A 25,467-nucleotide genomic window follows, 5' to 3' on the forward strand; every position below is an offset into this window, starting at 1 on the left:
GTCGGCTCGCGGGACGTTCTCCCCCGCAGAGCTGCCGTTCTCGTGCAGAACAGCATCCTCCGCCCCCACAACGACCCGGACGACTCCCTCCCGACGCGTGATTCATCCGCGCAGCGCTCACCGGCGCAGGGGCGGAGCCGGTCGGGTACCGCACACTCGTGCGGAATATAGAAGACGTCGGCCCCGGCCGCGTCACCATCACGTAAGGAAAAGACATGCCTACTGGCACCGTTAAGTGGTTCAACTCCGAAAAGGGCTTCGGCTTCATCGCTCCCGACGACGGAGGCGCCGACGTGTTCGCGCACTTCTCCGCCATCGCGAAGCAGGGCTACCGCGAGCTCGTCGAGAACCAGCACGTCGAGTACGACGTCGAGCAGGGCCGCAAGGGCCCGCAGGCCGCGAACATCCGCGGCGTCGGCGAGTAATCTCCGACTTCCGAGTTCTTCGAACTCAGAGTTCTTCCGAACTCAGCCGGCGCCCCGTCGGCCGTGATCCCAGGATCCGGCCGGCGGGGCGTTCGTCGTTCCTGCGCCGTGCACACGGATCGGCAGGCTCCACGGATCGGTAGGCTCGGAGCCATGGGACGACTGATCTACGGGCCGCAATCACTCGAGATCGACTTCGACGATCGACTGCTCGCACACCTCAAGGTGGCGATGTTCACCAAGATGCGCCGCAACGAGTCGTTCAGCCTCTCGTGGGCCGAGCCCGAGTCGACCGGATTCGGCCGCAGCTCGATCTGGATCCATCCGACGACACCGCTGCACTTCCGCTTCCACGCGGGCAGGCGCCCGGCGCTCAACCGCGTGTGGATCGACCAGTTCGTCACCGTCGCGAACAACACCGGCGAGATGATCGTCGGCCCGGAGCCCGAGGGCGACTGACCCCTCCGGCTCAGACCACGCGCGGTCGGGCGGTGTGCACGAGCTCGTCGTGCGGCAGGGCGCGGAGGCGAGCGGCGATCTCGGCGCGAGCCGCTGCGTCGACGCTCGCCCAGGCGAACTCCTCCGGCCACAGCGGAGTGAGCGTCACGAGCTCGGCCTGGCCGGTCGCGAGGTCCATCCGCTCGGGGAGGCCGGCACTGCGCAGCCCGAGCAGCACGCCGACGGCCCCGTGCTCGTCGGCCCAGGAGGCGGGCGCGGCCACGCCGGTCAGGCGGCTCGTCACGATCCCGGTACGGCAGCACACGCCCTGCAAGGCGGCGAGGCGCGCGGACTCGTAGAGCAGCCGGAACTGCCAGTGGTTCCAGAGCTCGGCAGTGGGCACCCCCCGGAGCGCGGAGGTCTCGAGGCACAGCTCCAGCCCGAGCCCGGTGCCGGGGCTGGCGAGACGGTCGAACGGGTCGCTCAGGCCGTCGGTCGCGAGCACGACGGAGGCGCCGCGGTCGACGCGCAGGAACGCGCGGTGATCGGTGGGCCAGCGCGCTCCGCCGCGGACGCCCGGGTCCTCGGTGGAGACGACGACGGTGCGATCGAGGTCGCCGACAGCCCGCCAGAGCTCGGCACGGTCCTCGGCGACGGCCTCGGCGAGGGCCCGACGCTCGTCCGGGGTCCAGCGGACCTCCCGGGTGCGGTTCAGGAACAACGACATGGCACTCCCTGTCCGCGCGGCCTGCCGACCGCGCTCCGGGCACGCTACGGGGCCCGCCGGAGGGACACCTCCGAGCAACCGGGGTAGTTCCTGGACGCGGAGTTCGAGCGTGCGGAGTTCGAGGGCGCTCGGTCCTCCGCCCGCGCGCGATCTCAGCCGAGAGGGTCGACGCCGTTGGTCCGCCAGCGCTCGTCGGCCAGCTGACCGGCGGTCCCCTCTGCCCGCAGCGGCCGGGCCGCCTCCGACGGGACCGCGCCGAGAGACGTGCCGGCGCCCTCGGCGGTGCTGCCGGGAGCGAGCAGGCCCTCCTCGTCCTCGGAGTCGGTCACCTCGTCCTCCGCCGCGTTCTCGGAGCCGCTCTCGGCCATCGGGTCGTAGCCGTGATCCGGGTCGCGGCTCTCGTCCGGCGTCGTGCTCTCCTCGACCTCGGCGTCGGCGGGACGCACATCATCGGCCGCTCCTGCACCGCTCGGGTCGGCGCCGCTCAGGCCTTCGCCGTTCCAGCCGGAGAACTCGGGGGTCGTGTCTGCGCTCATGGGGGCACGGTAGCACCGGCGCGGCCCACTCCCCGAGGGGTCGACAGAGGCCTCGATCCCGGCTCCTGCGGCACCGCCTAGGCTTGTCGCGGGGCCGTGAGAACGGCGCAAGGGGACGGGAGAACGATGCGACGGCTCGGATACGAACGGTTCGGCGGACCGGACGCACTGTCGTGGCGCGACGCCCCTGTGCCGATGCCGGGTCGCGGCGAGGTGCTCGTGCGCACCCGCGCGGCGAGCATCAACGCGACCGACGAGAAGATCCTCTCGGGCAGCGCCCGCATCATGGCGCTCGGACGCCGCCGCCCGTTCGGCTTCGGACTCGACGTCGCCGGGACCGTGGAGGCTCTCGGCCCGGGCGCCCACTCCGTCGCGATCGGCGACCGCGTGGTCGGCATGACCCGCGACGGCGACGCCTTCGCCGACGCCTCGCTCGCGAAGAGCAGCGCACTCGTCCCGCTGCCCGACTCCCTCGACTTCGTTCAGGGCGTGGCGCTCGCGATGTCGGGCGGCACGGCGATCGGAGTCGTCGACGCGCTCCGGGTGCGGGCCGGCGAGCGGGTGCTCGTCGGCGGCGGCTCCGGCGCCATCGGGAATCCCGTCGTTCAGCTGCTCGTGCGTGCCGGCTGCGCGGTCGCCGCGACCGGTTCCGCCTCCTCCGCCGACCTGCTGCGCGCTCTCGGCGCCGAGCCGCACGACTACCGTGCGCTCGACCTCGGAGTTCTGGCTGGGCGCTTCGATGCGGTGATCGACGTCTCCGGCCGTCTGCCCGCCTCCGACGCCGCGATCCTGCTCGCCGACGGCGGTCGCTACGCGACTCTCGTGCCCAGCGGAGCGGCCCTGGGCGCCCAGGCCGCGGGCGTCGTCCTCCGCGACCGCCCGCGGGTGCAGAACCTGATCGTCACGGCGAGCGCCGAGCGGATCCGACGCGCGGTCGCGCTGGCCGCCTCCGGTGACCTCCGGCCCGAGGTCGGTGCCGTGCATCCGCTCGACGAGGTCGTCGACGTGCTCGCCCGGCGATCGGCCGGGACCGATCGCACCCACGGGAAGATCGTGTTCACGGCCGACGATACGGCTCCTCTGGCCTGACCTCCGCCGGCCCGGCCTCCGCCACCTCCTCCGGCGGTCGCCCGCTGCCGAGCGAGAGGGTCGCGAGGAACCCGATCGCGAGGAAGCCCGCGGCCGCGAAGGCGGCGTAGCGGGTGCCGCTCGAGAACGCCTCCTCGGCGGCCCGGGCGATGTCGGCGGTCGCATCGGACGCGGCGAGCCCCGCGATCGCGGCGCCGGACGAGTCGACGACGGCATCGACCGTGCTCGAGACCTGCGCCGCGGGCAGCCCCTGCTCCTCGAGCGAGGCCGTCAGGACTCCCGCGGTCGAGGTGTAGAGGACCGTGCCGAGCACCGCGATGCCGAGCGCCGAGCCGATCTGGCGCGCGGTCGACTGGGTGCCCGAGCCCTGGCCGCTCCGCTCGACCGGCACGTCGCGCAGCACCACTCCGGTCAGCTGCGCCGTCGCCAGCCCGACGCCGAAGCCGTAGACCGCGAGGAACGGCACGAGAGCCCACCACGGCGTCGAGTCCGAGATCACGACTCCGATGCCGGCGACTCCGACGATCTCGGCCGCGAGGCCCACCCGCACGATCAGCACCGGCGAGACCTTGTTGCCGTAGGCGCCCGCGAACCCGGAGGCGACGAACGAGCCGAGCGCGAGCGCGATCAGCACCAGCCCCGTCTGCACCGCCGAGTAGCCGAGCACGTTCTGCAGCCAGATCGGCAGGGCGAGGATGATGCCGAACTCGCCGAGCGAGACGATCATCGCGGCGAGGTTGCCGTTGCGGAACGACGGCAGCCGGAAGAGCTCGAGCGCGAGCATCGCCGACCGGCCCGCCCGCTCACGCGCCCGCGCCCAGAGCACGAACGCGACTCCGGCCAGAACGGCGACGGCGAAGGCGATCGGCACGGGCGAGAGGTCGATCGGCCAGGTCCAGCCGCCCGCCGAGAGGCGCTCATCGACGCCCCACCAGCCGAGGGATCGGCCCTCGATCAGCGCGAAGACGAGCGAGGCGGAGGCGACCACCGACAGCAGGGCGCCCACGAGATCCACCCGGCGGCCGTCGGCCTGCTTCGACTCGTCGACGAACACCAGCGCGCCGACGACGATGACGATGCCGAGCGGGATGTTGATGCCGAACGCCCAGCGCCACGAGAAGTCGGTGGTGAGCCAGCCGCCGAGCAGCGGACCGACGGCGGTCATGCCTCCGATCGTCGACCCCCAGACGGCGAAGGCGACGGCGCGCTCGCGCCCGCGGAAGGTGGCGTTGATCAGAGAGAGCGTGGTCGGCAGCACCATCGCGCCGCCGACGCCCTGCACGACCCGCGAGAGGATCAGCAGATCGCCGGTCGGAGCGAGCGCCGCCGCGATCGAGGACAGGGCGAAGAGCGAGATGCCGATCACGAGCATCCGGCGGCGGCCCCAGCGGTCGGCGAGCGTGCCGAATGCGAGCAGGAGCGCGGCGAACACGAGGGTGTACGACTCCTGCACCCACTGCACCTGGGTCGAGGTGATGCCGAGGTCGGCGACGATCGACGGGATCGCCACGTTCACGATGGTCGAGTCGACGATGATCGTCGCCACGCCGAGGCTGATGACGACCAGCCCGATCCACTTGCGGTTGCGCATCCGCTTCTCCTCTTATTTAGTCAGCCGGCTGACTATATGCCCGACCGGCGCTGCAGCGCCAGTCCGGCGGCGAGGAAAGAGGGGCAGCGAGAGTACCGGGTGCGAGCCGGGCGGGCAAGGACGAGAAGCGGCCGGAGGCCTCCGGTCAGGATGGTCGCATGCCCGCAACTCCCCGTTCCTTCCCCTATCCGCTCGGCGTCTCCCTCCGCGGAGACGACGGCGCCAACGTCGCCCTCTACTCCGAGACCGCGGACAGCGTCGAGGTCTGCCTCTTCGACGAGTCCGGAGCCGAGACCCGCGTCGCCCTCGCGGAGCGCACCGGCCACGTGTTCCACGGCATCGTCCCCGGGATGACCGTCGGCACCCGCTACGGCCTGCGCGTCGACGGCCCCTGGGACCCGGCGAACGGCCTCCGCCACAACGCCGCCAAGCTCCTCCTCGACCCGCACGCGACCGCGATCGAGGGCTCGTACAGCTGGTCCGAGGACGTCTTCGGGCAGTTCTACGAGGACGCCGACACGCGCAACGACGCCGACGACGCCGCATCCGTGCCGCGGTGCGTCGTCACCGACCCCGCCTCCTTCGACTGGAGCGGCGACGTCGCGCCGCGCATCCCGCTCGAGGAGACCGTGGTCTACGAGGTGCACGTGAAGGGGTTCACCCAGCTGCACCCCGACATCCCCGAGGACATCCGCGGCACCTACCGCGCGCTCGGTCACCCCGCCGCGATCAAGCACTTCACCGACCTCGGTGTGACCTCGGTCGAGCTGCTGCCCGTGCACCAGTTCGTGCAGGACTCGCACCTCGAGGAGAAGGGCCTGCGCAACTACTGGGGCTACAACTCCCTCGGCTTCTTCGCACCCCACAACGAGTACTCGCACGCCGGCGACGACGGCTCGCAGGTCGACGAGTTCAAGGCGATGGTGAAGGCGTTCCACGAGGCGGGGCTCGAGGTCATCCTCGACGTGGTCTACAACCACACCGCCGAGGGCAACGACAAGGGACCGACCCTCTCGTTCAAGGGCATCGACAACGGCTCGTACTACCGCCTCGTCGAGGACGACCGCGCCAACTACTTCGACACCACCGGCACCGGCAACAGCCTCAACGTCGCGCACCCCGCAGCACTCGGCCTGATCATGGACTCGCTGCGCTACTGGGTCACCGAGATGCACATCGACGGCTTCCGCTTCGACCTCGCCACCACGCTCACGCGCCAGACCGGCGAGGCCGAGGTGCACAGCGCGTTCCTCGACCTCATCGCCCAGGACCCGGTGCTCGCCCCCGTCAAGATGATCGCGGAGCCGTGGGACACCGCCGGCTACCAGGTCGGCGGCTTCCCGGCCGACTGGTCGGAGTGGAACGGCAAGTTCCGCGACGACGTGCGCGACTTCTGGCACGGCGCCGACTCGGTGCTCGGCACGACGGCGCAGCGGATCCTCGGCTCGCCCGATGTCTACGAGGCCGACAAGCGCTCCCCCGTCTCGAGCGTCAACTTCGTCACCGCGCACGACGGCTTCACCCTCGCCGACCTCACCGCCTACTCGCGCAAGCACAACGCGGCCAACGGCGAGGACAACAACGACGGCGAGAGCGACAACCGCTCCTCCAACAACGGCGCGGAGGGGCCCACCGAGAACGAGGCGGTCAACGAGCGCCGCGCGCGCATGCGCCGGAACTTCCTCGCGACCCTGCTGCTGTCGGCCGGCGTCCCGATGATCCTCGGCGGCGACGAGATCGCCCGCACCCAGGGCGGCAACAACAACGCCTACTGCCAGGACGACGAGATCTCGTGGTTCGACTGGGAGAACGCGGACCGCGAGCTGCTCGCCTTCACCCGCGAGCTGATCGCCCTGCGCAGGGCCGAGCCGGCGCTGCGCCCGAAGTGGTTCCGCCGCGCCCCCGGCGACGGCGGGCCCGACATCGTCGACATCCTCCGCTCCGACGCGGAGGGCTTCGCCGACGAGGACTGGGACAACCCCGACGCACGCTCGATCACGTTCGTGTTCACCCACGAGGGCAGCGACTCGTTCGCCCTGCTGATGAACGCGGCCGAGAACGGAGTCGAGTTCACGGTTCCGAAGGCACCCGGTGCGGAGTGGGTGCTCGCCTCCTCGAGCGACCCCGGCCAGGTCGTCGAGGGCGAGGTCACCACGCTCATCGTGCGCGACGGCTCGTTCACGCTGCTGCGCTCGGCCGCGTGATGCCGGGCCGGACCCCGCGGCGCCTCCGCTTCAGCGGGCGCATCGCGGGGTTCGGCACGGCCTCGGGCACCCGCGTGGTGCTGGGGATGTGGGAGACGACTCCGCTGGGGGCCTTCGCCGACGCGATGATCGAGGACCCGGCCGGGCACCGACTCCTCATCGCGCCCACCCCGGAGGCCGCGGACCTCATCGCGTCGACGTACTCGTTCGACGAGGTGCGGATCGAGCCGGTCGCCTGGCGGCGGATCCACGGCGGGATCGCGCTCACGGCAGGCCCGCTCGCGGTGACGCTGCGGCTGGGCGCGCTGACTCCGCTCGGACGGCTGCTGAGGGTCGTGCCGCGAGCCGTGGCGGAGCATCCGGCCTGGCTGACGGCGATCTCGCCCGTCGCCTCCCTGCTCGTGCGCGGCGTGCGCACCGCGGGCTCGGCGGGCCACGGCCGCCGCGAGTACTACGGGGTCCGCGCGATCCGCCGGGTGCTCGGGGTCGATGCGTCGCTCGACGGAGCCGCGCTCGGGCCGCTCCGGCCGCTGTCGCCTCCCGTGCGCTTCGGCTTCTCATCGGCGCCCGCCACTCCGGCGATCGTCGACGTCACCACCACGATCGCGCTCCCGCGCGACACCACCGACGCGCATCCGCGCCACCACGAGAAGGGACGCTCCTCATGAAGAAGGGCGACAAGATCAGCTGGAACACCTCGCAGGGCGAGACCCACGGCGAGCTGGTCGAGAAGAAGACGAAGGAGTTCCAGTTCGAGGGCCAGACGTTCAAGGCCTCGGACGACGAGCCGTACTGGATCGTCCAGAGCGACAAGACCGACGCGAAGGCCGCCCACAAGGAGTCGTCGCTGACGAAGAAGTAGGGACCACCCCCCGAGGAATCCCGGGCTCGACCAGCGGGCAGCACTCGACCACCGAGCCGGCGGGCGGCACACTGGCGGCATGAGCAGCGACGACGACGTGCGCAGGCTGGCGCTCGAGCTCCCGGGCACCGAGGAGCGAACGGCCTACGGGACCCCCGCCTTCTATGCGGGCCCGAAGATGTTCGCACGGCTGCACCAGCAGCCCGGCGTGCTCGTGCTGTGGCGCGCCGACCTCGGGGAGCGCGAGGCGCTCCTGCAGAGCGACCCCGAGGCGTTCTTCACCACGAGCCACTACGACGGGCACCCGAGCGTGCTCGTGCGGCTCGACCAGGTCGCGCCCGACCGCCTCGGCGAGCTGCTCCGGGAGGCGTGGGACGCCCGCGCCCCGAAGCGCCTCCGCGATCAGGGCTGACGCCGCGCCTGCGGCAGCGGTCAGAGCCAGCCGCGCTCCTCCGCGAGGAGGACGGCCTGCTGGCGGGTGCGGACCGCGAGCTTCGCGAGGACCGCCGAGACGTGGTTGCGGACCGTGCCCGGGGCGAGCGACAGGGCGCGCGCGATCTGGCCGGTGGTCTCGCCGCGACGGCCGGCGCGCAGCACATCGAGCTCGCGGTCGGTCAGCGGGCTGCGCTGGTCGCTGAGCGCGTCGGCGGCGACCTCGGGATCGACGTAGCGGCCGCCCGCCGCGACCCGGCGGATCACCTCCGCGACCTCGTGCGCATCCCGCGATTTGGGGAGGAAGCCCGAGACTCCCGACGCCAGCGCGCGCCGCAGCACGCCGGGCCGCGCGTGGCGGGTCACGACGATGCAGCGGGTCGCCACCGTGCGCACCAGCCGCTCGGCGACGTCGACGCCGTCCAGTCCCGGCATCTCGAGATCGAGGAGGCAGATGTCGGGGGCGAGGCGGGCGGCCTCGACGAGCGCCTCCTCGCCGTCGGCGCACTGCGCGACGACCTCGATGTCGTCCTCGAGGCCCAGGAGGGACGCGAGCGCCGAGCGGATCATCGCCTCGTCGTCGGCGATCAGGACGCGGATCACCGCGCGTCCCCCGACACCGGGACGGTCACCGTGACCGCGAACGACTTCGACCCGCGCTGGACGTCGAGCGTCCCGTCGGCCTCGGCGACCCGCCGGCCGACCCCCTCGAGCCCGGCGCCCCCGCCGTCGTCGTCCGCCGCCGCCTCCGCGTCGTTCTCGATCGCGAAACGCCACGCCCCCGCCTCCGGGTGCAGCGACAACCGCGCCCACCGGCCACCGCCGTGACGCAGGACATTGGTCGTCGTCTCGCGGACCACCGGCCCGAGGACGTCGGCCGGCGCGAGATCGGCGGAGGGATGCACCGACGCCTCCGCGGAGACGCCGGCCGCCCGCAGCAGGTCGACGGCGTTCGCCACCTCGTCGCCGAGCGGCACCGAGCGGAACCGGGTCGCGAGGTCGCGCGTGCCCTGCCGAGCCTCGTCGACGCTGGTGCGGGCGGCGCGCAGCTGGGCGAGCGCCGCCTCCGGATCGCTCGCCATCAGCCGCTCGGCGAGCTCGAGCTGCAGGGCGATCACCTGCAGGTGGTGCCCCTGAAGATCGTGCACGTCGGTCGCCACGCGCAGGCGCTCCTGCGTGGCACCCAGCCGGGCCTCGGAGGCGCGGGCGCGGTCGAGCGAGACGAGCACGTCCCACCACCACAGCGAGAGCACCGACATCCACGGCAGGAAGATCGAGTAGAAGCCGACGAGCCAGCCGCTGACCCCCTCGTCGGACAGCGGATCCGCGCGGACGTCGATGATCCACAGTGCGACGAGCAGCAGCGTCGCTGCGAGCAGGATCCGGCGGCGGATGCCCGGGCCCCAGCTCAGCAGCACCAGGATCTGCATCAGCGGGAAGGCGGCCGCGATCCACATCCCGGAGGCGAGCCCCCCGGCGGCGCCGTAGGCCACGGCGACCAGGATCGGGAGGAGGACTCGACGCCACTCCAGGACTCCCGGCCGGTTGCGGTAGGCGAGCAGCACCGGCATCTGCGCCAGCACCCAGCAGGCGCCGCCGATACCGGACACGAGCACCGCGACGGTGCCGCGATCCGAGACCAGCAGCGCCGACATCCAGACGAGGACGAGTACCGCGTCGAAGAAGAGGATGCCGCTCGCGGTGTACCACCAGGTGGCCGAGACGCCCCTCGTGAGCTGCAGCGCACTGCGCGCAGGCGCGACGGAGGCGGGGGCGGGAGTGGTCACGAGGCCACCCTAAACGCGTGACAGAAGTCACGGGTCGGGCGGGTGGAGCGCCCGGGAGGCGGTGACAGGCGGGCACTTCCGAGGTCGGCTGCACGGCGGTGGACTGGGTACCGCAGGCACCGGACCGACTCGGGTCCTCGAACTCAAGGAGCACGTCATGAGCGTCATCACCACCTTCCAGGACCTCGTCGCCCAGGTCCCCGACCTCGTTCAGCCGATCATCGTCGCCGCCGCGGGCGCCGTGCCGTTCGTCGAGGGTGAGGGAGCGGCGACGATCGGCATCCTCGGAGGCGTGAACCCTGTCGTCGCCGTGATCGCCGCGATCGTCGGCAACTTCGCCTGCGTCGCGCTGGTCGTGCTGCTGAGCTCGGGAGCGCGGCAGGCGGTCGTCAACCGCAAGCGGGTGCTCGTCACCGCCGGCGGGGGCTCGGAGCAGGTCGAGCCCGCGCCTTCGCCCCGGAAGGCGAAGTTCCAGCGCGCCTTCGAGCGCTACGGGGTCCCCGGAGTGAGCCTGCTCGGCCCGCTGCTGCTGCCCACGCAGTTCACGGCATCGATGCTCGCGGCTGCCGGGGTGGAGCGGGTGCGCATCCTGGTATGGCAGGGCGTCGCCATCATCGCGTGGACGACGATCGTCGCGGTCATCGTGTCGGGCGTGCTGTCGACGGTGGGCTGACCACTCCCGCGGTCGTGCGGCCGGCGCACCGCATCGAGGAGTACGCGCGGCGCTGCGGGCACGCGGACCTGCTCCGCGAGTGCGTCGACCGCCGCGTGGGGCAGTGACGTCAGGGCGTCAGCGGTGGTTCAGGAGCGCGATCAGCGCCGGTTCCACCGCCGCCTCGGTGATGTGGCCCGCGACGACGAGCTCGGCCAGACCGTGCACCGCACCCCACACGGCGGTGGTCAGGGCGGCACTCTCCGCGGGCGAGGCGTCCGCCGGCAGGAGGGAGGCGGTCGCCGTGGCGAGGACCTCCTCGACCCCGTCGATCAGCGGGGCCATCGCGGCGCTCGGCGATCCGGGGACGCAGACCTCGGGGTCGTAGATGATGCGGAACCGCTCGGGGTAGCGGCTCGCGTAGCCGACGTAGGCGCCTCCGATCAGCACCGCGCCCGCCTGGGCCGAGCGTCCGGCCGCCTGCGCCTGCGCCTCGGTCAGTGACGCGAGCAGCTCGGCCATGCTGACCTCGCTGAGCCGCTTCAGCAGAGCGGTGCGGTCGCCGAAGTGGTGGTACGGCGCGTTGTGGCTGACTCCCGCGGCCCTCGCGACCTCGCGCAGGCTCAACGTGGCGTGCCCCTGGGTGCGGAGGAGGTCGAATGCCGCGGCCTCGAGCGCTGGAGCGAGATTCCCGTGATGATAGGCGCTCGTTGATCTTGACACGAGCAACATCGTACCTCTAGCGTCGGGACGTCGATGTGGGCACCGTCCACATTGTGGGCATCGTCCACATTATGGGCATCGTCTACATTCTGGGCGTCGTCCAGATCGACTCTTCTCAACGGAGGCACCGTGCACACCCTGATCATCGACGGACACCCGAACGCCGGCTCGCTCTGCGCCGCCCTCGCCCGGCAGTACGCCGTCGCGCACGGCGATGCCGTGGTCCTCGCCGTGCGCGACCTCGAGTTCGACCCGGACCTCAGCTCCGGCTACACCCGCAGGCAGGAGCTGGAGCCCGATCTCGAACGCGCGTGGCAGCTGCTGCTCGAGGCGCGGCACGTGGTCGTCGTGACGCCGATCTGGTGGGGCTCGGTTCCCGCTCTGCTGAAGGGGTTCTTCGACCGGGTGCTCCTGCCCCGCCGGGCCTACCGAACGAAGGAGAACGGCCTTCCGGAGGGGCTGCTCACCGGCAGGACCGGACGCGTGATCGTGACGTCGGACTCTCCGTGGTGGTATCTGCCGCTCGTCGGCGACACGACGGTGAGGCACGTGCGGCAGACGACCCTGCGCTTCTGCGGGATCCGGCCTGTGCGCGCCACGCGGCTCGGGCCGGTGAAGGGCTCGACTCCCCAGCGGCGGGAGAGGTGGCTCGCCGAGGCCGGTCGTCTCGGCCGGCTCGACGCGAGGCGGAGCAGAGCCGCCACGCCCGCGCAGCCGGAGCCCGCCGCTCGCTGACGACGCTCACCGGAGGTCGGCGCCGAGGCGTCAGACCGAGCGGCGCACCAGCTCGTGCACCCAGCCGAGCTTCTCGGCGATCACCGGAGTGATCACGAACGGGTAGAGGTCGTCCTTGCCCATCGAGCGGTTCACGCTGTTGAGCGCGAGTGAGAAGCCGTGCCAGCGGCCGAGGATCTCGGGCATCTCGAGCGACGACACGCGCTCGGCGCCGATCGCGTGCACGCTGCCGACCAGCGACTCCGGGAGGCGCCCCCACGGCCCCGCGACGGTCATGCCCACCGAGGCGGTCGTCTCGAGCGCGTCGGCGATGTGCAGGTAGTGCGCGAAGGTCTCGGCGAAGTCCTCCCACGGGTGGGTGGTCGCGTACTGCGAGATGTGGTCGCGCGCCCAGTCCTCGCTCCCCGATGCTCCGGAGTAGTGCGTGTCGAGCGCGGCCGCGTAGTCGGCGCGCTCGTCGCCGAAGAGAGCGCGGAAGGCGGGGATCAGGTCGGTGCCCTCGACGAGCAGCTGCCAGTAGTAGTGGCCGATCTCATGGCGGAAGTGGCCGAGCAGCGTGCGGTACGGCTCGCCGAGGCGCGCCTTGAGGGCCTCGCGGTGCGCGTCGTTGCCCTCGGAGAGATCGACGGTGACGACTCCGTCGGCGTGACCCGTCGTGACCTGCTGCCCCTGCGCCGACGACAGCAGCTCGAAGGTCAGTCCGGTCGAGCCGCTGCGGCGCTGCACGGGCAGGTCGAGGTGGCGCAGCTGGCGGACGAGCCGGCGTTTGGCGAACTCGGCGACGGTCAGCTGGCTCAGAGTGGCGGCGTCGTAGACCGCGGGACGCAGGCCGGTGAGAGCGCACGACGCGCAGGCGCCGCCGGTCCCCTCCACCGCGAGCCAGGTGCAGCCGATCGTGTCGCGATAGCGGCAGAGGTGCCGGCCCCCGGCCTCGGCCAGCTCGTCGTGCTCGAGGTCGTAGGCGAGCGCCGTGCGGCACCGGAGGCACACCGCGTCCTCGAACTCGACGCGGGCCTCGCAGTGGGGGCAGCCGAACACGCGCATGCGACAGAGGCCTTCCGGGGTGACGAGGCGGCGGCGGGCGCCGCCCCTCGACCCTAGTCAGCCGCGGGGAGAGAGCGCGCGGGGTTGCCGCGCGCGCTCCCCCTCTTCACGCGATGCGGATCAGCTTCTTATTGACGAACTCCTCGAGGGCGCTGCGACCCATCTCACGTCCGGTACCCGAGCGCTTGACGCCGCCGAAGGGCAGCTCGACGGCGTCGCCGAGGACGAGATTGATCCAGACCATGCCCGCGTCGATCCGGTCGGCGAGACGCAGCGCCTGCTCGGAGTCGGTCGTGTAGAGGTAGGAGCCGAGACCGAACGGGGTGTCGTTCGCGACTGCGATCGCCTCGTCCTCGTCGTGCACGCGGTAGAGCGCGGCGACCGGGCCGAAGAACTCCTCGCGGTAGGCGTTCATCTCGGGGGTGACGTCCTCGAGGACGGCGGGCGGGAAGAAGTTGCCCGTCACCTCGCCGCTCGCGCGGACGGTCGCGCCCTGCTCTCGCGCGATCGCGAGCTGCTGCTCGAGGCGCGAGGTGGCGGCGGAGGAGGAGAGCGGGCCGAGCAGGGTCCCCTCCGCGAACGGGTCGGCGGGCTGGGCGGCGGTGAACGCCTCCGTGAACTTGGCGGCGAACGCCTCGTACAGGTCGTCGATGACGATGAAGCGCTTGGCCGCGTTGCAGGACTGCCCGTTGTTGTCCAGGCGCGCCGAGACCGCGTCCTCGACCGCCTTGTCGAGGTCGTCGGTCGACAGCAGGATGAACGGGTCGGAGCCGCCCAGCTCGAGCACCACCTTCTTGAGGTGGCGCCCGGCGATCTCGGCGACGGCCGCGCCGGCGCGCTCGGAGCCGGTGACGGAGACTCCCTGCACGCGCGGGTCGGCGATGACGGTCGCGGCCTGGTCGTTCGAGGCGTAGAGGTTGACGTAGACGCCGGCGGGAGCGCCCAGCTCCTCGGCCGCGGTCCGGAAGATGTCGGCGATCGCGGCGGCCGACTCCGGGCACTGCGGAGCGTGCTTGAGCAGGATCGTGTTGCCCGCGACGATGTTCGGGCCGGCGAAGCGGGCCACCTGGTAGTAGGGGAAGTTCCACGGCATGATGCCCAGCAGCACGCCGAGGCCCGCGCGGCGGACGAAGGCGGAGCCGGTGCCGTCCGACAACTCGATCGGCTCGTCGGCGAGGAACGCCTCGCCGTTGTCGGCGTAGTAGCGGTAGATGTCGGCCGCGAAGCCGACCTCGCCCTGCGCCTGCTCGAGCGGCTTGCCCATCTCGCGCACGATGATCTCGGCCAGGGCGTCGGCGCGCTCGACGTGCAGGTCGGCGACCCGCGCGATGAGGGCGGCGCGCGTCGCGACGGGCACGGTGCGCGACCACGTCGAGTACGCGTCGTGCGCGGCTCCGATCGCCTCGATCAGCTCGGCGTCGCCGATGCCCGGGTACTCGCTCAGGGTCTCGCCGGAGGCGGGGTCGATCACGGCGTAGTGGGTGCTCATGCGGGCAGTGCTCCTTCGCGGTGGTGGGCCGGAGCGGTCGCGCCGTCCTCGTCGATGATCTCCTGCGCCAGCCGCCGGCCGACGCGGATCGCGCCGTCGACGTGCTGGTAGCCCTCGGCCGCGAGGTCGCTCGACCCGAAGCGGAGGGGGCCCTCGGGCTCCAGCTGCAGCGCGCCGTAGCGGGTCAGCCCACCCAGGTCGAAGCTCGCGGCGTAGGCGCCCTGCGTCCACTCCTCGGCAGCCCAGTCGCTCTCGTAGTAGACGACGGGGTCGAGCGCGGCCGGCCCGTAGTAGGCGGCGAGCGAGTCGAGGATCGCGGCCTTCCGCTCGGCCTCAGGCAGGCGGAGCACCCGATCGGCCTTCTCGTCGGAGACGAAGCCGACCAGGGTGCCGCGCTCCTCGCCCGCGTTGGAGTTGTCGTAGGCCTCGTGCACGAGGGCGTGCGGGCTGAACGCAGTGCCCGAGAGTCCGTCGGCGCGCCAGAACGGGGTCGCGTAGGTCGCGTGCACCTTGATCACGAGGCCCAGCGACTGGTGCTGCAGCGACTGCTGCCGCAGGCGCGGAAGCGGCGGATCGAACGCGATGCGGTTGACGAGGTTGGGCGGCACGGCGACGACCGCGCGGCGGGCGCGCACCGTCTCGTCGTCGGTCTGGACCTCGACTCCGTCGGCATCCCAGCGCACGGAGCGGACCGGCGCGTCGAGCACGACCCGCTCGGTGCCGAGGCGCTCGGCGAGGCGCTCGGGCACCTGCTGCAGGCCCCCGAGCACGCGCTTGTCGAGGATGAAGTCGGCATCGACGAGGTGGCTGAAGCCGCCCGCGCTCGCCGCCATCAGCAGAGCCTGGAGCAGCGAGAACGAGTGCGCGGGCTTGGTGAGCATGGCGTCGGCGACGAACAGCGCGATGTTGGCGCGCGCCTCCGCATCCTCGGTCTGCTGCTCGAGCCACGCGCTGAAGCTGATGCGGTCGTAGTCGTGAGCGAGTGGATGCGCCCACGGAGCGGCCGGGTCGGTCTCGGACACGAGACGGTCGAGCACCCTGATCAGGCGCTCGATCTCGGCCTCGGTGGTCTCGCTGCCGGGGAAGATGTCGCCGACGAAGCGGCGGGCGCGGCCGTCGGCGCCGATGTAGACGCTCTCACCGTCGCGGTAGCGGGAGTAGGTCTCGAGGCCCAGCTCGTCGAGCGTCTCGAGCAGCGCGGTCTGGTCGGGCGAGACCCACTGGCCGCCGAGCTCGAGCATCTGCCCCTCGATGACGCGGGTCTCGAGGCGGCCGCCGACGCGATCGCGGGCCTCGAGCACGACGACACTGCGGCCCTCCTCGTGCAGGCGGAGGGCGGCGGTGAGGCCGGTGGCACCGGCTCCGATCACGACGACGTCGTACTCGCGCTCGATCCGGTCGGTCTCGCTTCGGTGCATGACAACTCTTTCCGTCGGTGATCACCGCGCTGAGCGAGGGATTGCGGACCATTTTGCCACATCGACGGTGGAGATGGGCGGTGAGCACGGAGACGCCTCCTCGGATACATAGGCGTGCTATGTTTATGGACGTGCCCGATTCCAGCGCTCCCGTGCGCCTCGCCTCCGCCGCCACCGCCCTCGCGCGGTTCGCCGGTCGGTCGAGCGGCGCCACGGGGCTCGGCGCCCAGTCCGGCGCCGTCTGGTCGACGCTCGCCGAGCTGCGCACCTCGCCTCCCGTCCGCCTCGGCGAGCTGGCCGAGCGCGTCCGCGTCACCCAGCCGACGATGACGGGCATCATCGCGCGCCTCGACGAGGCCGGCTGGATCCGTCGCGTGCACGACGAGCACGACGGTCGCGCCTGGCTGATCGAGGGCACCGCCGAGGGGTTCGCCGCACTCGGCGAGCACCGCCTCCGCCTCGAGGGCGCCCTCGCCCCGCTCTTCGACGACCTCGACGACGACGACCGGCGCGCCCTCGAGCGCGCCGCCTCGATCATCGAGAGCCGCGTCGCCCGCACCCGCTCCCCCTCCCCCGAGAAAGGCCCCACGCCGTGAACTCCCCGCACTCCCCCGCCGCCGGCGGCTCGATCCTGAAGCAGCCGCTCGCGGTCTGGGCCGTCGCCTTCGCCGCGGTCATCGCCTTCATGGGCATCGGCCTGGTCGACCCGATCCTGCCCGCGATCGCCGAGAGTCTGAAGGCGACCCCGACCGAGACCTCGCTGCTGTTCACCAGCTACCTGGTGATCACCGGCGTCGTGATGTTCTTCACCAGCTGGATCTCGACGCGCATCGGCGCGAAGAAGACGCTGATGATCGGGCTCGTGCTGATCGTGGTCTTCGCCGCACTCGCGGGGACCGCCGGCAGCGTCGAGGGCGTCATCGGCTTCCGCGCCGGATGGGGCTTCGGCAACGCGCTGTTCATCGCCACCGCGCTCTCGACGATCGTCGGCGCTGCTTCAGGAGGCTCGTCGGCCGCGATCGTGCTCTACGAGGCCGCGCTGGGCATCGGCATCGCGATCGGCCCGCTGCTGGGCGGCCTGCTCGGCAGCGTCTCGTGGCGCGGTCCGTTCTTCGGCACCGCCGTGCTGATGGCGATCGGCTTCATCGCCATCGCGACCCTGCTGCGCGAGGACGGCCCCCGGCCCACCCCGACCCGGCTCTCGGCCCCGTTCGCCGCGCTGAAGGTCCCCGCGATCCGCACCCTCGCCGGCGCCGCGCTCTTCTACAACATCGGCTTCTTCGTGCTGCTCGCCTACACGCCCTACCCGCTGGGGCTCGACGAGATGGGTCTGGGCTTCACCTTCTTCGGCTGGGGTCTCGGAGTCGCGATCACGTCGGTCTTCGTCGCGCCGCTGCTCACCCGCAGGCTGCCCCGCACCGTGGTCCTGCGCTCGGTGCTGGTGCTGCTCGCCCTCGACCTCGTCGCCGGCGGCCTCGCGATCTCGTCGCGGGTCGGGCTGATCGTCTGCATCATCGTCGGCGGCCTGCTGCTCGGCGTCGTCAACACCGTGCTCACCGAGTGCGTGATGGAGGCGACCGACCTGCCCCGCTCCGTCGCGTCCTCCGCCTACTCGGGAGTGCGGTTCCTCGGCGGCGCGATCGCCCCGCCCGCCGCCTCCGCCCTGGCCGCGGCGATCTCGCCCGCGTTCCCGATGTACGCCGCCGCCGGCGCCGTGCTGATCGCGTCGCTGATCGTGCTGCTGGGCCGCAAGACGCTCGCCCGCGCGGACGCGCACGGCGAGGAGGCAGAGGTCGTCGAGGCCCAGGCGATCGCCGTCGGCAGTTCTCTCTAGGAAGGGGCGTCCCTGCCGCCCCTTCCCGCGGTCGGCTCGTCGAGGTGGTCGGGTACCGAAGAGCGTCGTGCGTTCGCTGCGCGGAATCGCCTGGCACGCGATTCCGCGGTGCGCTCGTGGTGCCGGCGGTGAGCGGAAGGTCGGGAAGGCCGTCGGAGCTGCGCACAGCATCAGCTGAGAGGGAGGGGGCTCCGCCCTTGGGCGAGGCCCACCACTCTCAGCTGATGTCGTGCGGGCTTCAGACCGCGAGCTGGGGGTAGACCGCCTCGAGGGGGGCCGAGAGGCCCGACTTGACCTGACGGCTCGTGTCGTCGGCGAGGACCTCGAAGGCGCCCGCCTCGAGGCCGTCGTAGGCCTGCCGGACGACGTCGACCGGGCTCGCCTTCGGGCCCTCGGCGCCGGCCGCCATCGGAGTGTCGATGTAGCCGACGTGCAGGCCGAGCACGTGCACGCCCTGCGGCGCCAGCTCGAGCCGCAGCGAGTTCGTCGCCGACCAGAGCGCGGCCTTCGAGGCGCTGTAGCCGCCGGCCACCGCGAACCAGCTGAGGGCGGAGTGCACGTCGACGATCGCCGCTCCGTCGACCCCGGCGAGACGCGGCGCGAACGCCTTCGCGAGCAGGACGGGCCCGAAGAAGTTGGTCTCCATGACCGCGCGCAGCTCCTCCGCCGACAGCTCGAGGAGGCTGTAGCTCGCCCCGGTGACACCCGCATTGTTGACGAGGACGCTCACGTCGGGCGCCGCGTCGACGGCCGCCGCGATCGACTCCGCGTCGTTCACGTCGAGCACCAGCGGCACGATCCGCTCGTCGCCCCACTCCTTCGGGCGGCGGGCGGCGGCGTAGACCTTGGCCGCGCCGCGCGCGAGCGCCTGGGCGACGAACTCGGAGCCGAGTCCTCCGTTCGCTCCGGTGACGAGGACGACTGCTCCGCTGAGTGATGACATGGTGGTTCTCCCTGGGGTCCGGGTCGCGACGCGACCATCACCGCTGACAACCCGGGACGAGTAGGTTGGTATTCCCAACCGACTCGAGGAGGGCACTCATGACCGACGTCGACTCGACTCCCCGCGCCTGCCCGATCGCGGCGGGCCTCGAGGTGCTGGGCGAGCGCTGGAGCCTCCTGGTGCTGCGCGAGCTCGCCTTCGGCGTGCACCGCTTCGACCGGATCCAGGCGTTCACCGGCGCCCCGCGCGACGTGCTCACCTCGCGGTTGCGCAGTCTCGAGGAGCACGGGGTCCTCGAGCGCGTCCGCTACTCCGAGCGCCCGCCGCGGTCCGAGTACCACCTGACCGAGGCCGGCCGCGAGGCCGTGCCGATCCTCATCGCGCTCGCGGACTGGGGCGAGCGCTGGGCGCGGGAACCCGGCGCGCGGCAGCCGTACGCGCACGACTGCGGCGCGCGGCTGGAGCCGCGGCTGCACTGCGCGGTGTGCGGCGAGCCGATGGGTGCCGACTCGATCGAGCTGGCAGACGCGCAGAACATCAGCTGAGAGGGGGCGTCGCGCACGATGGTGCGCGAGAGCCGCTCTCAGCTGACGTCGTGCTGCGCTCAGGCCGCGACCTCGAACATCCGCGGGCGCAACGGCGCCGTCAGCGGATGAGCGGCGCACGCCGCCAGCGCCGCAGCGAGCACCCCGGGGGCCGGGTGCGGGGAGCGCACGTACACGTCCGCCCCCGCCGGAGTGAACGGCGTGCGGGCGAAGCGCGTCAGCGCCCAGCCCGCCTCGATGTCGGCCGCGACGAACGACCACCGGCTGCGCGCGAGCAGCGTGAGCGGCTCGACGCCGCGCCAGCGGAAGCCGAGCGGATCCGCGGGGTCGGGCACGTCGATCCCGACCACGTAGCGCGTCCCGCGCCGCCCGCGCCAGCTCACGACGTCGCCGATCTCACCGCTCGGCAGCGGTGCGTAGGTGATCGCGACTCCGGCCCGCGAGCGCCACAGCGGCAGGCTCGAGCCGCGCACGAACCAGGTGCCGGTGGCGAGCGCCTCGCGGTCGATCACCGCAGCGCGTGCTTGATGTTGGTGCGCGCGAGTGCGACGGCCTCGCCCGCGCCTCCGTTCATCACGATCTTCGACATCGCCAGCGCGAAGCCCTTCACCTGGGCGCCGGTGATGGTCGGCGGCAGCGACAGGGCGAGCGGATCCGTCACCACGTCGACGAGGACCGGCCCGTCCTCGGCGAGCGCCTCCCGCAGCGCACCCTCGACCTCGCGCGGATCCTCGACGCGGATCCCGCGGATGCCGACCGCCTCGGCGACCTTCGCGTAGTCGACCATCGGCACGTCGACCGCGAAGTCGGGGAAGCCGTCGACCAGCATCTCGACCTTGACCAGCCCGAGCGTCGAATTGTTGAACAGCACGATCGTGACCGGGAGCCGGTAGGCCGCCACCGTCACCAGCTCGCCCATCAGCATCGAGAGTCCGCCGTCGCCGCTCAGCGAGACGACCTGCCTGCCGGGGTGCGAGAGCTGCGCGCCGACCGCCTGCGGCAGTGCGTTCGCCATCGAGCCGTGCAGATACGAGCCGATCAGCCGACGCCTGCCGTTGGGCGTGATGTAGCGGGCCTGCCAGACGTTGCCCATCCCGGTGTCGGCGGTGACGATCGCGTCGTCCGAGAGCAGGCCGTCGAGGGTGGAGGCGACCAGCTCGGGGTGGATCGGGCGGCGCTTCTCGACCTCGATGTACTTGCCGACGACTCCGGTGACGAGCTTCTCGTGCTTCTTCAGCGTCTTGTCGAGGAAGCGGTGATCCTTGCGCTTCACCAGCGGCGTGAGCGCGGTGAGGGTGGCGGCGACGTCTCCGTGCACGGGATGCGCGACGCTCACGCGCCGGCCGAGCTTGGACGCGTCGGTGTCGACCTGCGCGACGACGACCTTCCCGTCGTCCGGCAGGAACTGCTCGTAGGGGAAGTCGGTGCCGAGCAGGATCAGCAGATCGGCGTCGTGGATGCCGGCGTGCGCGGCTCCGTAGCCCAGCAGGCCCGTCATGCCGACGTCGTACGGGTTGTCGTACTGGATCCACTCCTTGCCGCGCAGCGAGTGCCCGACCGGGGCTCCCACGAGCTCGGCGAACGCGACCACCTCGTCGTGCGCGTCGCGCACTCCGGCGCCGGCGAAGATCGCGACGGTCCTCGCCTCGTCGATCGCCGCGGCGAGCGCCCGCACGTCGGCGTCGCTCGGCACGAGCGTCGGGGTCGCGGGCAGCACGAACGCGGGGAACTCCCCCACCGCCTCCAGCTCGGCGATGTCGCCCGGGAGGGTCACCACGGCCACCCCCTTCAGGGCCACGGCACTGCGCATCGCGGCGTTCACCACGCGGGGCGCCTGCGCCGCGGTCGAGACCAGCTCGCGGTAGTTCGAGCACTCGACGAAGAGGCGGTCGGGGTGCGTCTCCTGGAAGTAGGACGAGCCGATCTCGTTGCTGGGGATGTGGCTCGCGATGGCGAGCACGGGGGCACCGGAGCGGTGCGCGTCGTAGAGCCCGTTGATCAGGTGCAGGTTGCCGGGGCCGCAGCTGCCCGCGCACACCGCGAGCTTCCCCGTGAGCTGCGCCTCGGCGCCGGCGGCGAAGGCGGCCGCCTCCTCGTTGCGCACGTGGATCCAGTCGATGCCCCCCTTCGCCGACCCGCCGCTGCGGCGGACCGAGTCCACGATGGGGTTGAGCGAGTCCCCGACGATCCCGTAGATCCGGGAGACACCGGCGTCGATGAGCTGAGCGATGAGCTGGTCCGCGACCGTCTTCTGAGCCATGCCCCTATTCGACTACCGTCGGCTGGGCGTCCGCCACTGCAGAGTGTCGCGAATCCGTCGCCGGAGGGAGCCCCGCGCCCCCGTCTCGCCCTACCCTGGTGGTCGATCCGTCACCGCAGCCTCGTCTGGAGCAGCTCATGAACCGCCGTCGTACCGCCCTCGTCCTCGCCGCCTCCGCCGCGCTCGCCCTCGGCCTCACCGGCTGCTCGGGGATCAACAGCATGATGGGCGGCGAGACCCGCGACGACACATCGGGCGAGATCGTCGAGGGCGGCACGACCGATGTCTTCCAGCTGCGCGTGGGCGACTGCCTGAACGACGAGCTGAGCGAGACGGCCACCGAGGTCACGGATGTGCCGACCGTGCCGTGCACCGAGCCGCACAGCTACGAGGTGTTCCAGAACGTGACGATGGCCGAGGCCGACGAGTACCCGGGCGAGTCGGCGACCACCGACCAGGCCGAGACCGAGTGCACCGCCGCCTTCGAGGGCTTCGTCGGCATCGGCTACCAGGAGTCGCAGTACGACTTCAGCTACTACTACCCGACCCAGGAGAGCTGGGACGGCGGCGACCGCACCATCAACTGCCTGATCACCGACCCGGCCGGCCCCAACTCGGGGAGCCTCGCGGGCGTCGCAGCCTGATCGTCCGCACAGGTGAGGCTGGACAGCTCGAATCTCGGAATTCTCGCGGAATCAGCTGATCCAGCCTCAGTTGTGCGGGGCCTCCCGCTGAGAGTCGACCCTCGGGCGCGGGAAGAGGCGCAGCAGCAGGCCCGAGACGATCCAGATCGTCGCGATGCCGACGACCAGCCAGCCGGCGGCGAGACCAGAGGCGGCACCCGCGAGCACCGCACCCACCGCGGCTGCGGCGGCGCGCAGGCCCGCGCCGATGGTGAACACCTGCGAGCGCACGGCCGCCGGGCTCTCCTGATCGCGCAGGAGCAGCATGGCCGCGTTGGCCGGCGCGGTGAAGATCCCCGCCACGGCGAACGCGACGACGGTGACGACGATCCCGAGGTCGGGAGCGGCGACCAGCAGCGTGGCACCGGTCGCGGCGAAGCCCGCGCCCATCACCCAGGCCGGCGGCCGGCGGGTCCAGCGCCGAGCGGCGACGGCGATCGCACCGACGAGGCCGCCGACGGCGAAGGCGGTGAGGATCCACGCCGCCCCGGCCGTGCTGCCGAGCCGCTCGAGCGAGAGGCCGATGGCGGCGACTCCCGCGGCGCCGCCGCCGACCTGGCTCAGCGTGCCCGAGAGGGTGACCACCGCGATCGGCCGGTGCCGGACGAGGTGCGTGATCCCGGCCGCGATGGTCCGCCCGACGCCCACCGTCGGCATCGGGCGCGGCTCCATCACCAGGGCGAGCGAGCCGAGGACCCCGACGAGGGCGAGCGCGGCCATCGCGAGCATCGCGACGCGAGCCGATCCGACTCCGATCGCCAGCCCCGCGATGGCCGGGCCGCTGATCGAGGCGACGGTGTACGAGAGCGAGTCCTGCGCGTAGGCCCGCCGCGGGTCGGCGATCGCGCTGGTGACGAAGCTCGACATGCCGCCCATGTAGACCGGAGTCGCGAGCCCGGCCAGCAGGAGCAGCACGGCGATCAGCGGAGTCGGCACGTCGCCGAGGAAGGCGGCCGCGGCGTACGCGACGGCCGTCGTCAGCGCGGCGCCGACGAGCAGGCGGCGCGGCCTGCGGATGCGGTCGAGCACCGTGCCGACGAGCGGTGCCGCCACCACGCTCGGGAACAGCGCGGCGCCGGTCAGCAGCGCGCCGAGCGCCACGTCGTCGAGCCGCTCGACGGCGAGGACGGGGAGGGCGACGACCATCCCCGAGCTCGCGAGGCGGAGCGGGATCGACGCGGCCTGGTAGGTGAACGCGCTCATGCGGCTCCGGAGGACATCACCCTCGATCGTGTCACGCCCGCGGGCTCCCGCGTTCCGTCTCGCGCCTCCGCGCTGATCGATCCGTCGGAACCGGCCCGTGTGATGCGAGCGGCACGGGCCTTCCGTGACGGATCGATCAGCGTTCACGGCGATCGCAGAGGAGCCCGACCCTCACGGCAGCAGGATCACCTTGCCGTTGAGCGTCCGCGACTCGGCGAGCTCGAGGGCCGCGACGACCTCGGTCAGCGGGAAGCGCGCCGCGATGTTGGCCGTGACGGTTCCGTCGGCGAGGAGGGCGAAGAGCCGGCCGAGATCCCCCTGGAGCCGTGCACGGAAGCGGGCGGGGCGCAGGGAGTGGCCGGCCCACAGGTTGTAGAAGGTGGCCGTGCGGCCGTTGGGCGAGAGGCTCCAGAAGGCGACGCGACCCAGCGCCTTCAGGAACGGCATCCAGACGTTTCCCGTGACCGGGGCGGAGACGATCGCGTAGGCGACGAGCGCGCCTCCGGGAGCCAGGAGCGACCAGGCGACGCGGGTCGTCTCGCCGCCGACATTGTCGAACGCGGCGTCGACGCCGCCGGGCGCCAGCGCGCGGACGGTGGCGGCGAGATCCGGGTCGCTGTAGTCGACGGGCTCGACGCCCGCCGCCCGGAGCGCCTCGTGGTGCCGCGGCGAGGCGGCGCCGATCACGCGGATGCCCGCCTGCCGCGCGAGCTGGATCAGGATGCCGCCGACTCCGCTGTTCGCACCGAACAGCAGGATCGTGCCGCCCCGCCGGACGCGGGCCGACCGGTGCAGCATCTGCCACGCGGTCACGCCGTTGACGGCGACGGCCTCGGCGTCCTCCGAGGTGACGCCGTCGGGCACGAGGACGGAGTCGCGCTCCTGCACCCGCGCGTACTCGGCCCAGCCGCCCGTCTTCGTGATCGAGGCGACGCGGCGGCCGAGCAGCGTGCGGTCGCCGCCCGGTCCGACGGAGACGACGCGGCCGACGAGGTCGTAGCCCGGCGTGAAGGGGAAGGCCGGCTGGCCGAAGTAGCGGCCGCGCCGCATCGACTGCTCGGCGAAGGTGATGCCGGTCGCCTCGACAGCGACGAGCAGCTCGCCGGCGCCGGGCTGCTCGATCGGCGCGTGCTCGAGCTCGAGGCCGGAGGGCTCGACGAGCCCGGGGAGGACGACGCGGAGGGTGGTGGCGGGAAGGTCGGACATGGTGGACTCCTTTGTTAGTGATCGGACAGTCACAAATGCGGACAAGAAAGAAGAACGGAGAGGCGGGCCGTGCTCAGCCCGGATGGCGCATGCCAGCGGTCGCGATGCGCGCCCACTCGGAGTCGACCCCGTCGAGCTCGGCCTGCACGATGAGGTGGCAGAGCTGCCCGTAGGCGAGGAACCGCTGCACGGCGGGGCCGTCGGCGCCCGTCACGACCGAGACGGTGCGCACCAGCTCCGAGAGACCGCGGCGCACCGCGTCCCGGATCTCGGGCACTTCGCAGGCGCTCTGCGCGTGCACCTGGAGCCGGATGAGGTCGCGGTCGGCGACGAGGGCGATGTAGGCCTCCGACATCGCCTCGAGGCGATCGGCCGGGTCGGAGGAGGGCGACGCCTCCCCCGCTGCGGCGAGCGTCGCCGAGACGAGCGCGTAGCAGCGGTCGACCGCGGCGACGAAGAGGCCGAGCTTGCCCGGGAAGAGCCGGAAGACGTAGGCGGGCGAGACGCCCGCGTCGGTCGCGACCTCGGTGACCGGGGTGGACGAGTAGCCGGTCGCCGCGAAGACGCGCAGGGCCGAGAGGGTGATCCGCTCGCGCTGCGCCTCGGCGGTGGAGCGGAGTCCGGTGGAAGACATGTGACTG

The 25,467-nt window shown here is 72.2% G+C and carries 28 protein-coding genes; 13 read left to right on the forward strand and 15 right to left on the reverse strand.

Translation table 11 applies throughout. The features are described from left to right. Window positions 1-215: 215 nt before the first annotated feature. Window positions 216-425, forward strand: coding sequence for a cold-shock protein (locus ASG06_RS02550; protein ID WP_055786246.1), 210 nt, complete (start codon window positions 216-218; stop codon window positions 423-425). A gap of 153 nt (window positions 426-578) precedes the next feature. Continuing rightward, the gene (locus ASG06_RS02555; RefSeq protein ID WP_056038044.1) at window positions 579-884 is read left to right on the forward strand and encodes a DUF7882 family protein; all 306 of its coding nucleotides are present in this window, start codon (window positions 579-581) and stop codon (window positions 882-884) included. A gap of 10 nt (window positions 885-894) precedes the next feature. Here ASG06_RS02555 and ASG06_RS02560 read toward each other — a convergent pair whose 3' ends face one another. Together ASG06_RS02560 and ASG06_RS02565 are read right to left on the reverse strand one after the other, a co-directional pair. Continuing rightward, window positions 895-1,590 (reverse strand): hypothetical protein, encoded by a 696-nt coding sequence (locus ASG06_RS02560; protein ID WP_056038047.1) that lies wholly within the window; start codon window positions 1,588-1,590, stop codon window positions 895-897. A 152-nt stretch (window positions 1,591-1,742) separates the two neighbouring features. Further along, a complete protein-coding gene (locus ASG06_RS02565) occupies window positions 1,743-2,126 on the reverse strand; it encodes a hypothetical protein (RefSeq protein WP_056038051.1) in 384 nt (127 codons plus the stop codon). 126 nt (window positions 2,127-2,252) lie between these two features. Here ASG06_RS02565 and ASG06_RS02570 point away from each other — a divergent pair, with 126 nt between their 5' ends. Next, the gene (locus ASG06_RS02570; RefSeq protein ID WP_082498885.1) at window positions 2,253-3,215 is read left to right on the forward strand and encodes an NADP-dependent oxidoreductase; all 963 of its coding nucleotides are present in this window, start codon (window positions 2,253-2,255) and stop codon (window positions 3,213-3,215) included. On the opposite strand, the gene ASG06_RS02575 is transcribed toward ASG06_RS02570, so the two are convergent. Continuing rightward, window positions 3,184-4,806, reverse strand: coding sequence for a DHA2 family efflux MFS transporter permease subunit (locus ASG06_RS02575; RefSeq protein ID WP_056038056.1), 1,623 nt, complete (start codon window positions 4,804-4,806; stop codon window positions 3,184-3,186). The two genes, ASG06_RS02570 and ASG06_RS02575, sit on opposite strands and share 32 nt — an antisense overlap. 158 nt (window positions 4,807-4,964) lie before the next feature. On the opposite strand from ASG06_RS02575, the gene glgX reads away from it, so the two are divergent. From glgX to ASG06_RS02595, 4 genes are all read left to right on the forward strand, one after another. Next, complete coding sequence (glgX, locus tag ASG06_RS02580) at window positions 4,965-7,010, forward strand: glycogen debranching protein GlgX (RefSeq protein ID WP_056038059.1); 2,046 nt, start codon at window positions 4,965-4,967, stop codon at window positions 7,008-7,010. After that, window positions 7,010-7,678, forward strand: a complete 669-nt coding sequence (locus ASG06_RS02585; RefSeq protein ID WP_056038066.1) for a hypothetical protein — start codon at window positions 7,010-7,012, stop codon at window positions 7,676-7,678. The genes glgX and ASG06_RS02585 overlap by 1 nt, the downstream gene beginning before the upstream one ends. After that, on the forward strand, window positions 7,675-7,872 hold the full coding sequence (locus ASG06_RS02590; RefSeq protein ID WP_056038070.1) for a DUF2945 domain-containing protein: 198 nt from the start codon (window positions 7,675-7,677) through the stop codon (window positions 7,870-7,872). Before ASG06_RS02585 ends, ASG06_RS02590 begins: the two co-directional genes overlap by 4 nt. Window positions 7,873-7,951: 79 nt before the next feature. Next, on the forward strand, window positions 7,952-8,284 hold the full coding sequence (locus tag ASG06_RS02595) for an MmcQ/YjbR family DNA-binding protein (RefSeq protein ID WP_056038074.1): 333 nt from the start codon (window positions 7,952-7,954) through the stop codon (window positions 8,282-8,284). A 20-nt stretch (window positions 8,285-8,304) separates the two neighbouring features. Here ASG06_RS02595 and ASG06_RS02600 read toward each other — a convergent pair whose 3' ends face one another. Together ASG06_RS02600 and ASG06_RS02605 are read right to left on the reverse strand one after the other, a co-directional pair. Further along, window positions 8,305-8,907 (reverse strand): response regulator transcription factor, encoded by a 603-nt coding sequence (locus ASG06_RS02600; protein WP_056038079.1) that lies wholly within the window; start codon window positions 8,905-8,907, stop codon window positions 8,305-8,307. Next, window positions 8,904-10,091, reverse strand: a complete 1,188-nt coding sequence (locus tag ASG06_RS02605; protein ID WP_056038081.1) for a sensor histidine kinase — start codon at window positions 10,089-10,091, stop codon at window positions 8,904-8,906. The genes ASG06_RS02600 and ASG06_RS02605 overlap by 4 nt, the downstream gene beginning before the upstream one ends. Window positions 10,092-10,248: 157 nt before the next feature. Between ASG06_RS02605 and ASG06_RS02610 the strand changes: the two genes are divergently transcribed. After that, the gene (locus ASG06_RS02610; protein WP_056038084.1) at window positions 10,249-10,764 is read left to right on the forward strand and encodes a hypothetical protein; all 516 of its coding nucleotides are present in this window, start codon (window positions 10,249-10,251) and stop codon (window positions 10,762-10,764) included. A gap of 117 nt (window positions 10,765-10,881) precedes the next feature. Here the strand turns inward: ASG06_RS02610 and ASG06_RS02615 are convergent, their stop codons facing one another. Beyond that, window positions 10,882-11,466, reverse strand: a complete 585-nt coding sequence (locus ASG06_RS02615) for a TetR/AcrR family transcriptional regulator (protein ID WP_056038087.1) — start codon at window positions 11,464-11,466, stop codon at window positions 10,882-10,884. Window positions 11,467-11,595: 129 nt separating this feature from the next. Here ASG06_RS02615 and ASG06_RS02620 point away from each other — a divergent pair, with 129 nt between their 5' ends. Further along, window positions 11,596-12,201 (forward strand): NAD(P)H-dependent oxidoreductase, encoded by a 606-nt coding sequence (locus ASG06_RS02620; RefSeq protein ID WP_056038090.1) that lies wholly within the window; start codon window positions 11,596-11,598, stop codon window positions 12,199-12,201. A 30-nt stretch (window positions 12,202-12,231) separates the two neighbouring features. On the opposite strand, the gene ASG06_RS02625 is transcribed toward ASG06_RS02620, so the two are convergent. The 3 genes from ASG06_RS02625 to ASG06_RS02635 all read right to left on the reverse strand — a co-directional run bounded on the left by ASG06_RS02625 (window position 12,232) and on the right by ASG06_RS02635 (window position 16,152). Next, window positions 12,232-13,245 (reverse strand): zinc-binding metallopeptidase family protein, encoded by a 1,014-nt coding sequence (locus ASG06_RS02625; protein ID WP_056038093.1) that lies wholly within the window; start codon window positions 13,243-13,245, stop codon window positions 12,232-12,234. A gap of 106 nt (window positions 13,246-13,351) precedes the next feature. Next, entirely contained in the window at window positions 13,352-14,734 is a 1,383-nt protein-coding gene (locus tag ASG06_RS02630; RefSeq protein ID WP_056038096.1) for an NAD-dependent succinate-semialdehyde dehydrogenase, read from the reverse strand. Continuing rightward, window positions 14,731-16,152: a flavin monoamine oxidase family protein gene (locus ASG06_RS02635; RefSeq protein ID WP_056038099.1), complete on the reverse strand. Its 1,422-nt coding sequence runs from the start codon at window positions 16,150-16,152 to the stop codon at window positions 14,731-14,733. The genes ASG06_RS02630 and ASG06_RS02635 overlap by 4 nt, the downstream gene beginning before the upstream one ends. Before the next feature lie 131 nt (window positions 16,153-16,283). On the opposite strand from ASG06_RS02635, the gene ASG06_RS02640 reads away from it, so the two are divergent. Together ASG06_RS02640 and ASG06_RS02645 are read left to right on the forward strand one after the other, a co-directional pair. Then, on the forward strand, window positions 16,284-16,748 hold the full coding sequence (locus ASG06_RS02640) for a MarR family winged helix-turn-helix transcriptional regulator (protein ID WP_162238991.1): 465 nt from the start codon (window positions 16,284-16,286) through the stop codon (window positions 16,746-16,748). Then, window positions 16,745-17,986 carry an MFS transporter gene (locus ASG06_RS02645; RefSeq protein ID WP_056038106.1) on the forward strand — a complete coding sequence of 414 codons (1,242 nt, stop codon included), beginning with the start codon at window positions 16,745-16,747 and terminating at the stop codon, window positions 17,984-17,986. The genes ASG06_RS02640 and ASG06_RS02645 overlap by 4 nt, the downstream gene beginning before the upstream one ends. Before the next feature lie 238 nt (window positions 17,987-18,224). Here the strand turns inward: ASG06_RS02645 and ASG06_RS02650 are convergent, their stop codons facing one another. Further along, window positions 18,225-18,929 (reverse strand): SDR family oxidoreductase, encoded by a 705-nt coding sequence (locus ASG06_RS02650; protein ID WP_056038108.1) that lies wholly within the window; start codon window positions 18,927-18,929, stop codon window positions 18,225-18,227. Window positions 18,930-19,027: 98 nt separating this feature from the next. On the opposite strand from ASG06_RS02650, the gene ASG06_RS02655 reads away from it, so the two are divergent. Further along, window positions 19,028-19,474, forward strand: a complete 447-nt coding sequence (locus ASG06_RS02655; RefSeq protein WP_056038111.1) for a winged helix-turn-helix transcriptional regulator — start codon at window positions 19,028-19,030, stop codon at window positions 19,472-19,474. A 59-nt stretch (window positions 19,475-19,533) separates the two neighbouring features. Here ASG06_RS02655 and ASG06_RS02660 read toward each other — a convergent pair whose 3' ends face one another. Beyond that, entirely contained in the window at window positions 19,534-19,986 is a 453-nt protein-coding gene (locus ASG06_RS02660) for a hypothetical protein (RefSeq protein ID WP_056038114.1), read from the reverse strand. Next, window positions 19,983-21,734 carry a pyruvate dehydrogenase gene (locus ASG06_RS02665; protein WP_056038116.1) on the reverse strand — a complete coding sequence of 584 codons (1,752 nt, stop codon included), beginning with the start codon at window positions 21,732-21,734 and terminating at the stop codon, window positions 19,983-19,985. Before ASG06_RS02665 ends, ASG06_RS02660 begins: the two co-directional genes overlap by 4 nt. Before the next feature lie 137 nt (window positions 21,735-21,871). On the opposite strand from ASG06_RS02665, the gene ASG06_RS02670 reads away from it, so the two are divergent. Further along, window positions 21,872-22,378: a septum formation family protein gene (locus ASG06_RS02670; RefSeq protein ID WP_056038121.1), complete on the forward strand. Its 507-nt coding sequence runs from the start codon at window positions 21,872-21,874 to the stop codon at window positions 22,376-22,378. Between the two features lie 66 nt (window positions 22,379-22,444). Here the strand turns inward: ASG06_RS02670 and ASG06_RS02675 are convergent, their stop codons facing one another. The 3 genes from ASG06_RS02675 to ASG06_RS02685 form a co-directional block, all read right to left on the reverse strand. After that, window positions 22,445-23,620: an MFS transporter gene (locus ASG06_RS02675; RefSeq protein WP_056038122.1), complete on the reverse strand. Its 1,176-nt coding sequence runs from the start codon at window positions 23,618-23,620 to the stop codon at window positions 22,445-22,447. A 171-nt stretch (window positions 23,621-23,791) separates the two neighbouring features. Then, complete coding sequence (locus tag ASG06_RS02680; RefSeq protein ID WP_056038127.1) at window positions 23,792-24,826, reverse strand: medium chain dehydrogenase/reductase family protein; 1,035 nt, start codon at window positions 24,824-24,826, stop codon at window positions 23,792-23,794. Window positions 24,827-24,899: 73 nt separating this feature from the next. Continuing rightward, window positions 24,900-25,460 (reverse strand): TetR/AcrR family transcriptional regulator, encoded by a 561-nt coding sequence (locus tag ASG06_RS02685; RefSeq protein ID WP_056038130.1) that lies wholly within the window; start codon window positions 25,458-25,460, stop codon window positions 24,900-24,902. Window positions 25,461-25,467 lie beyond the last annotated feature (7 nt).

Source organism: Rathayibacter sp. Leaf185 (assembly GCF_001423885.1).
Lineage (GTDB): Bacteria > Actinomycetota > Actinomycetes > Actinomycetales > Microbacteriaceae > Rathayibacter.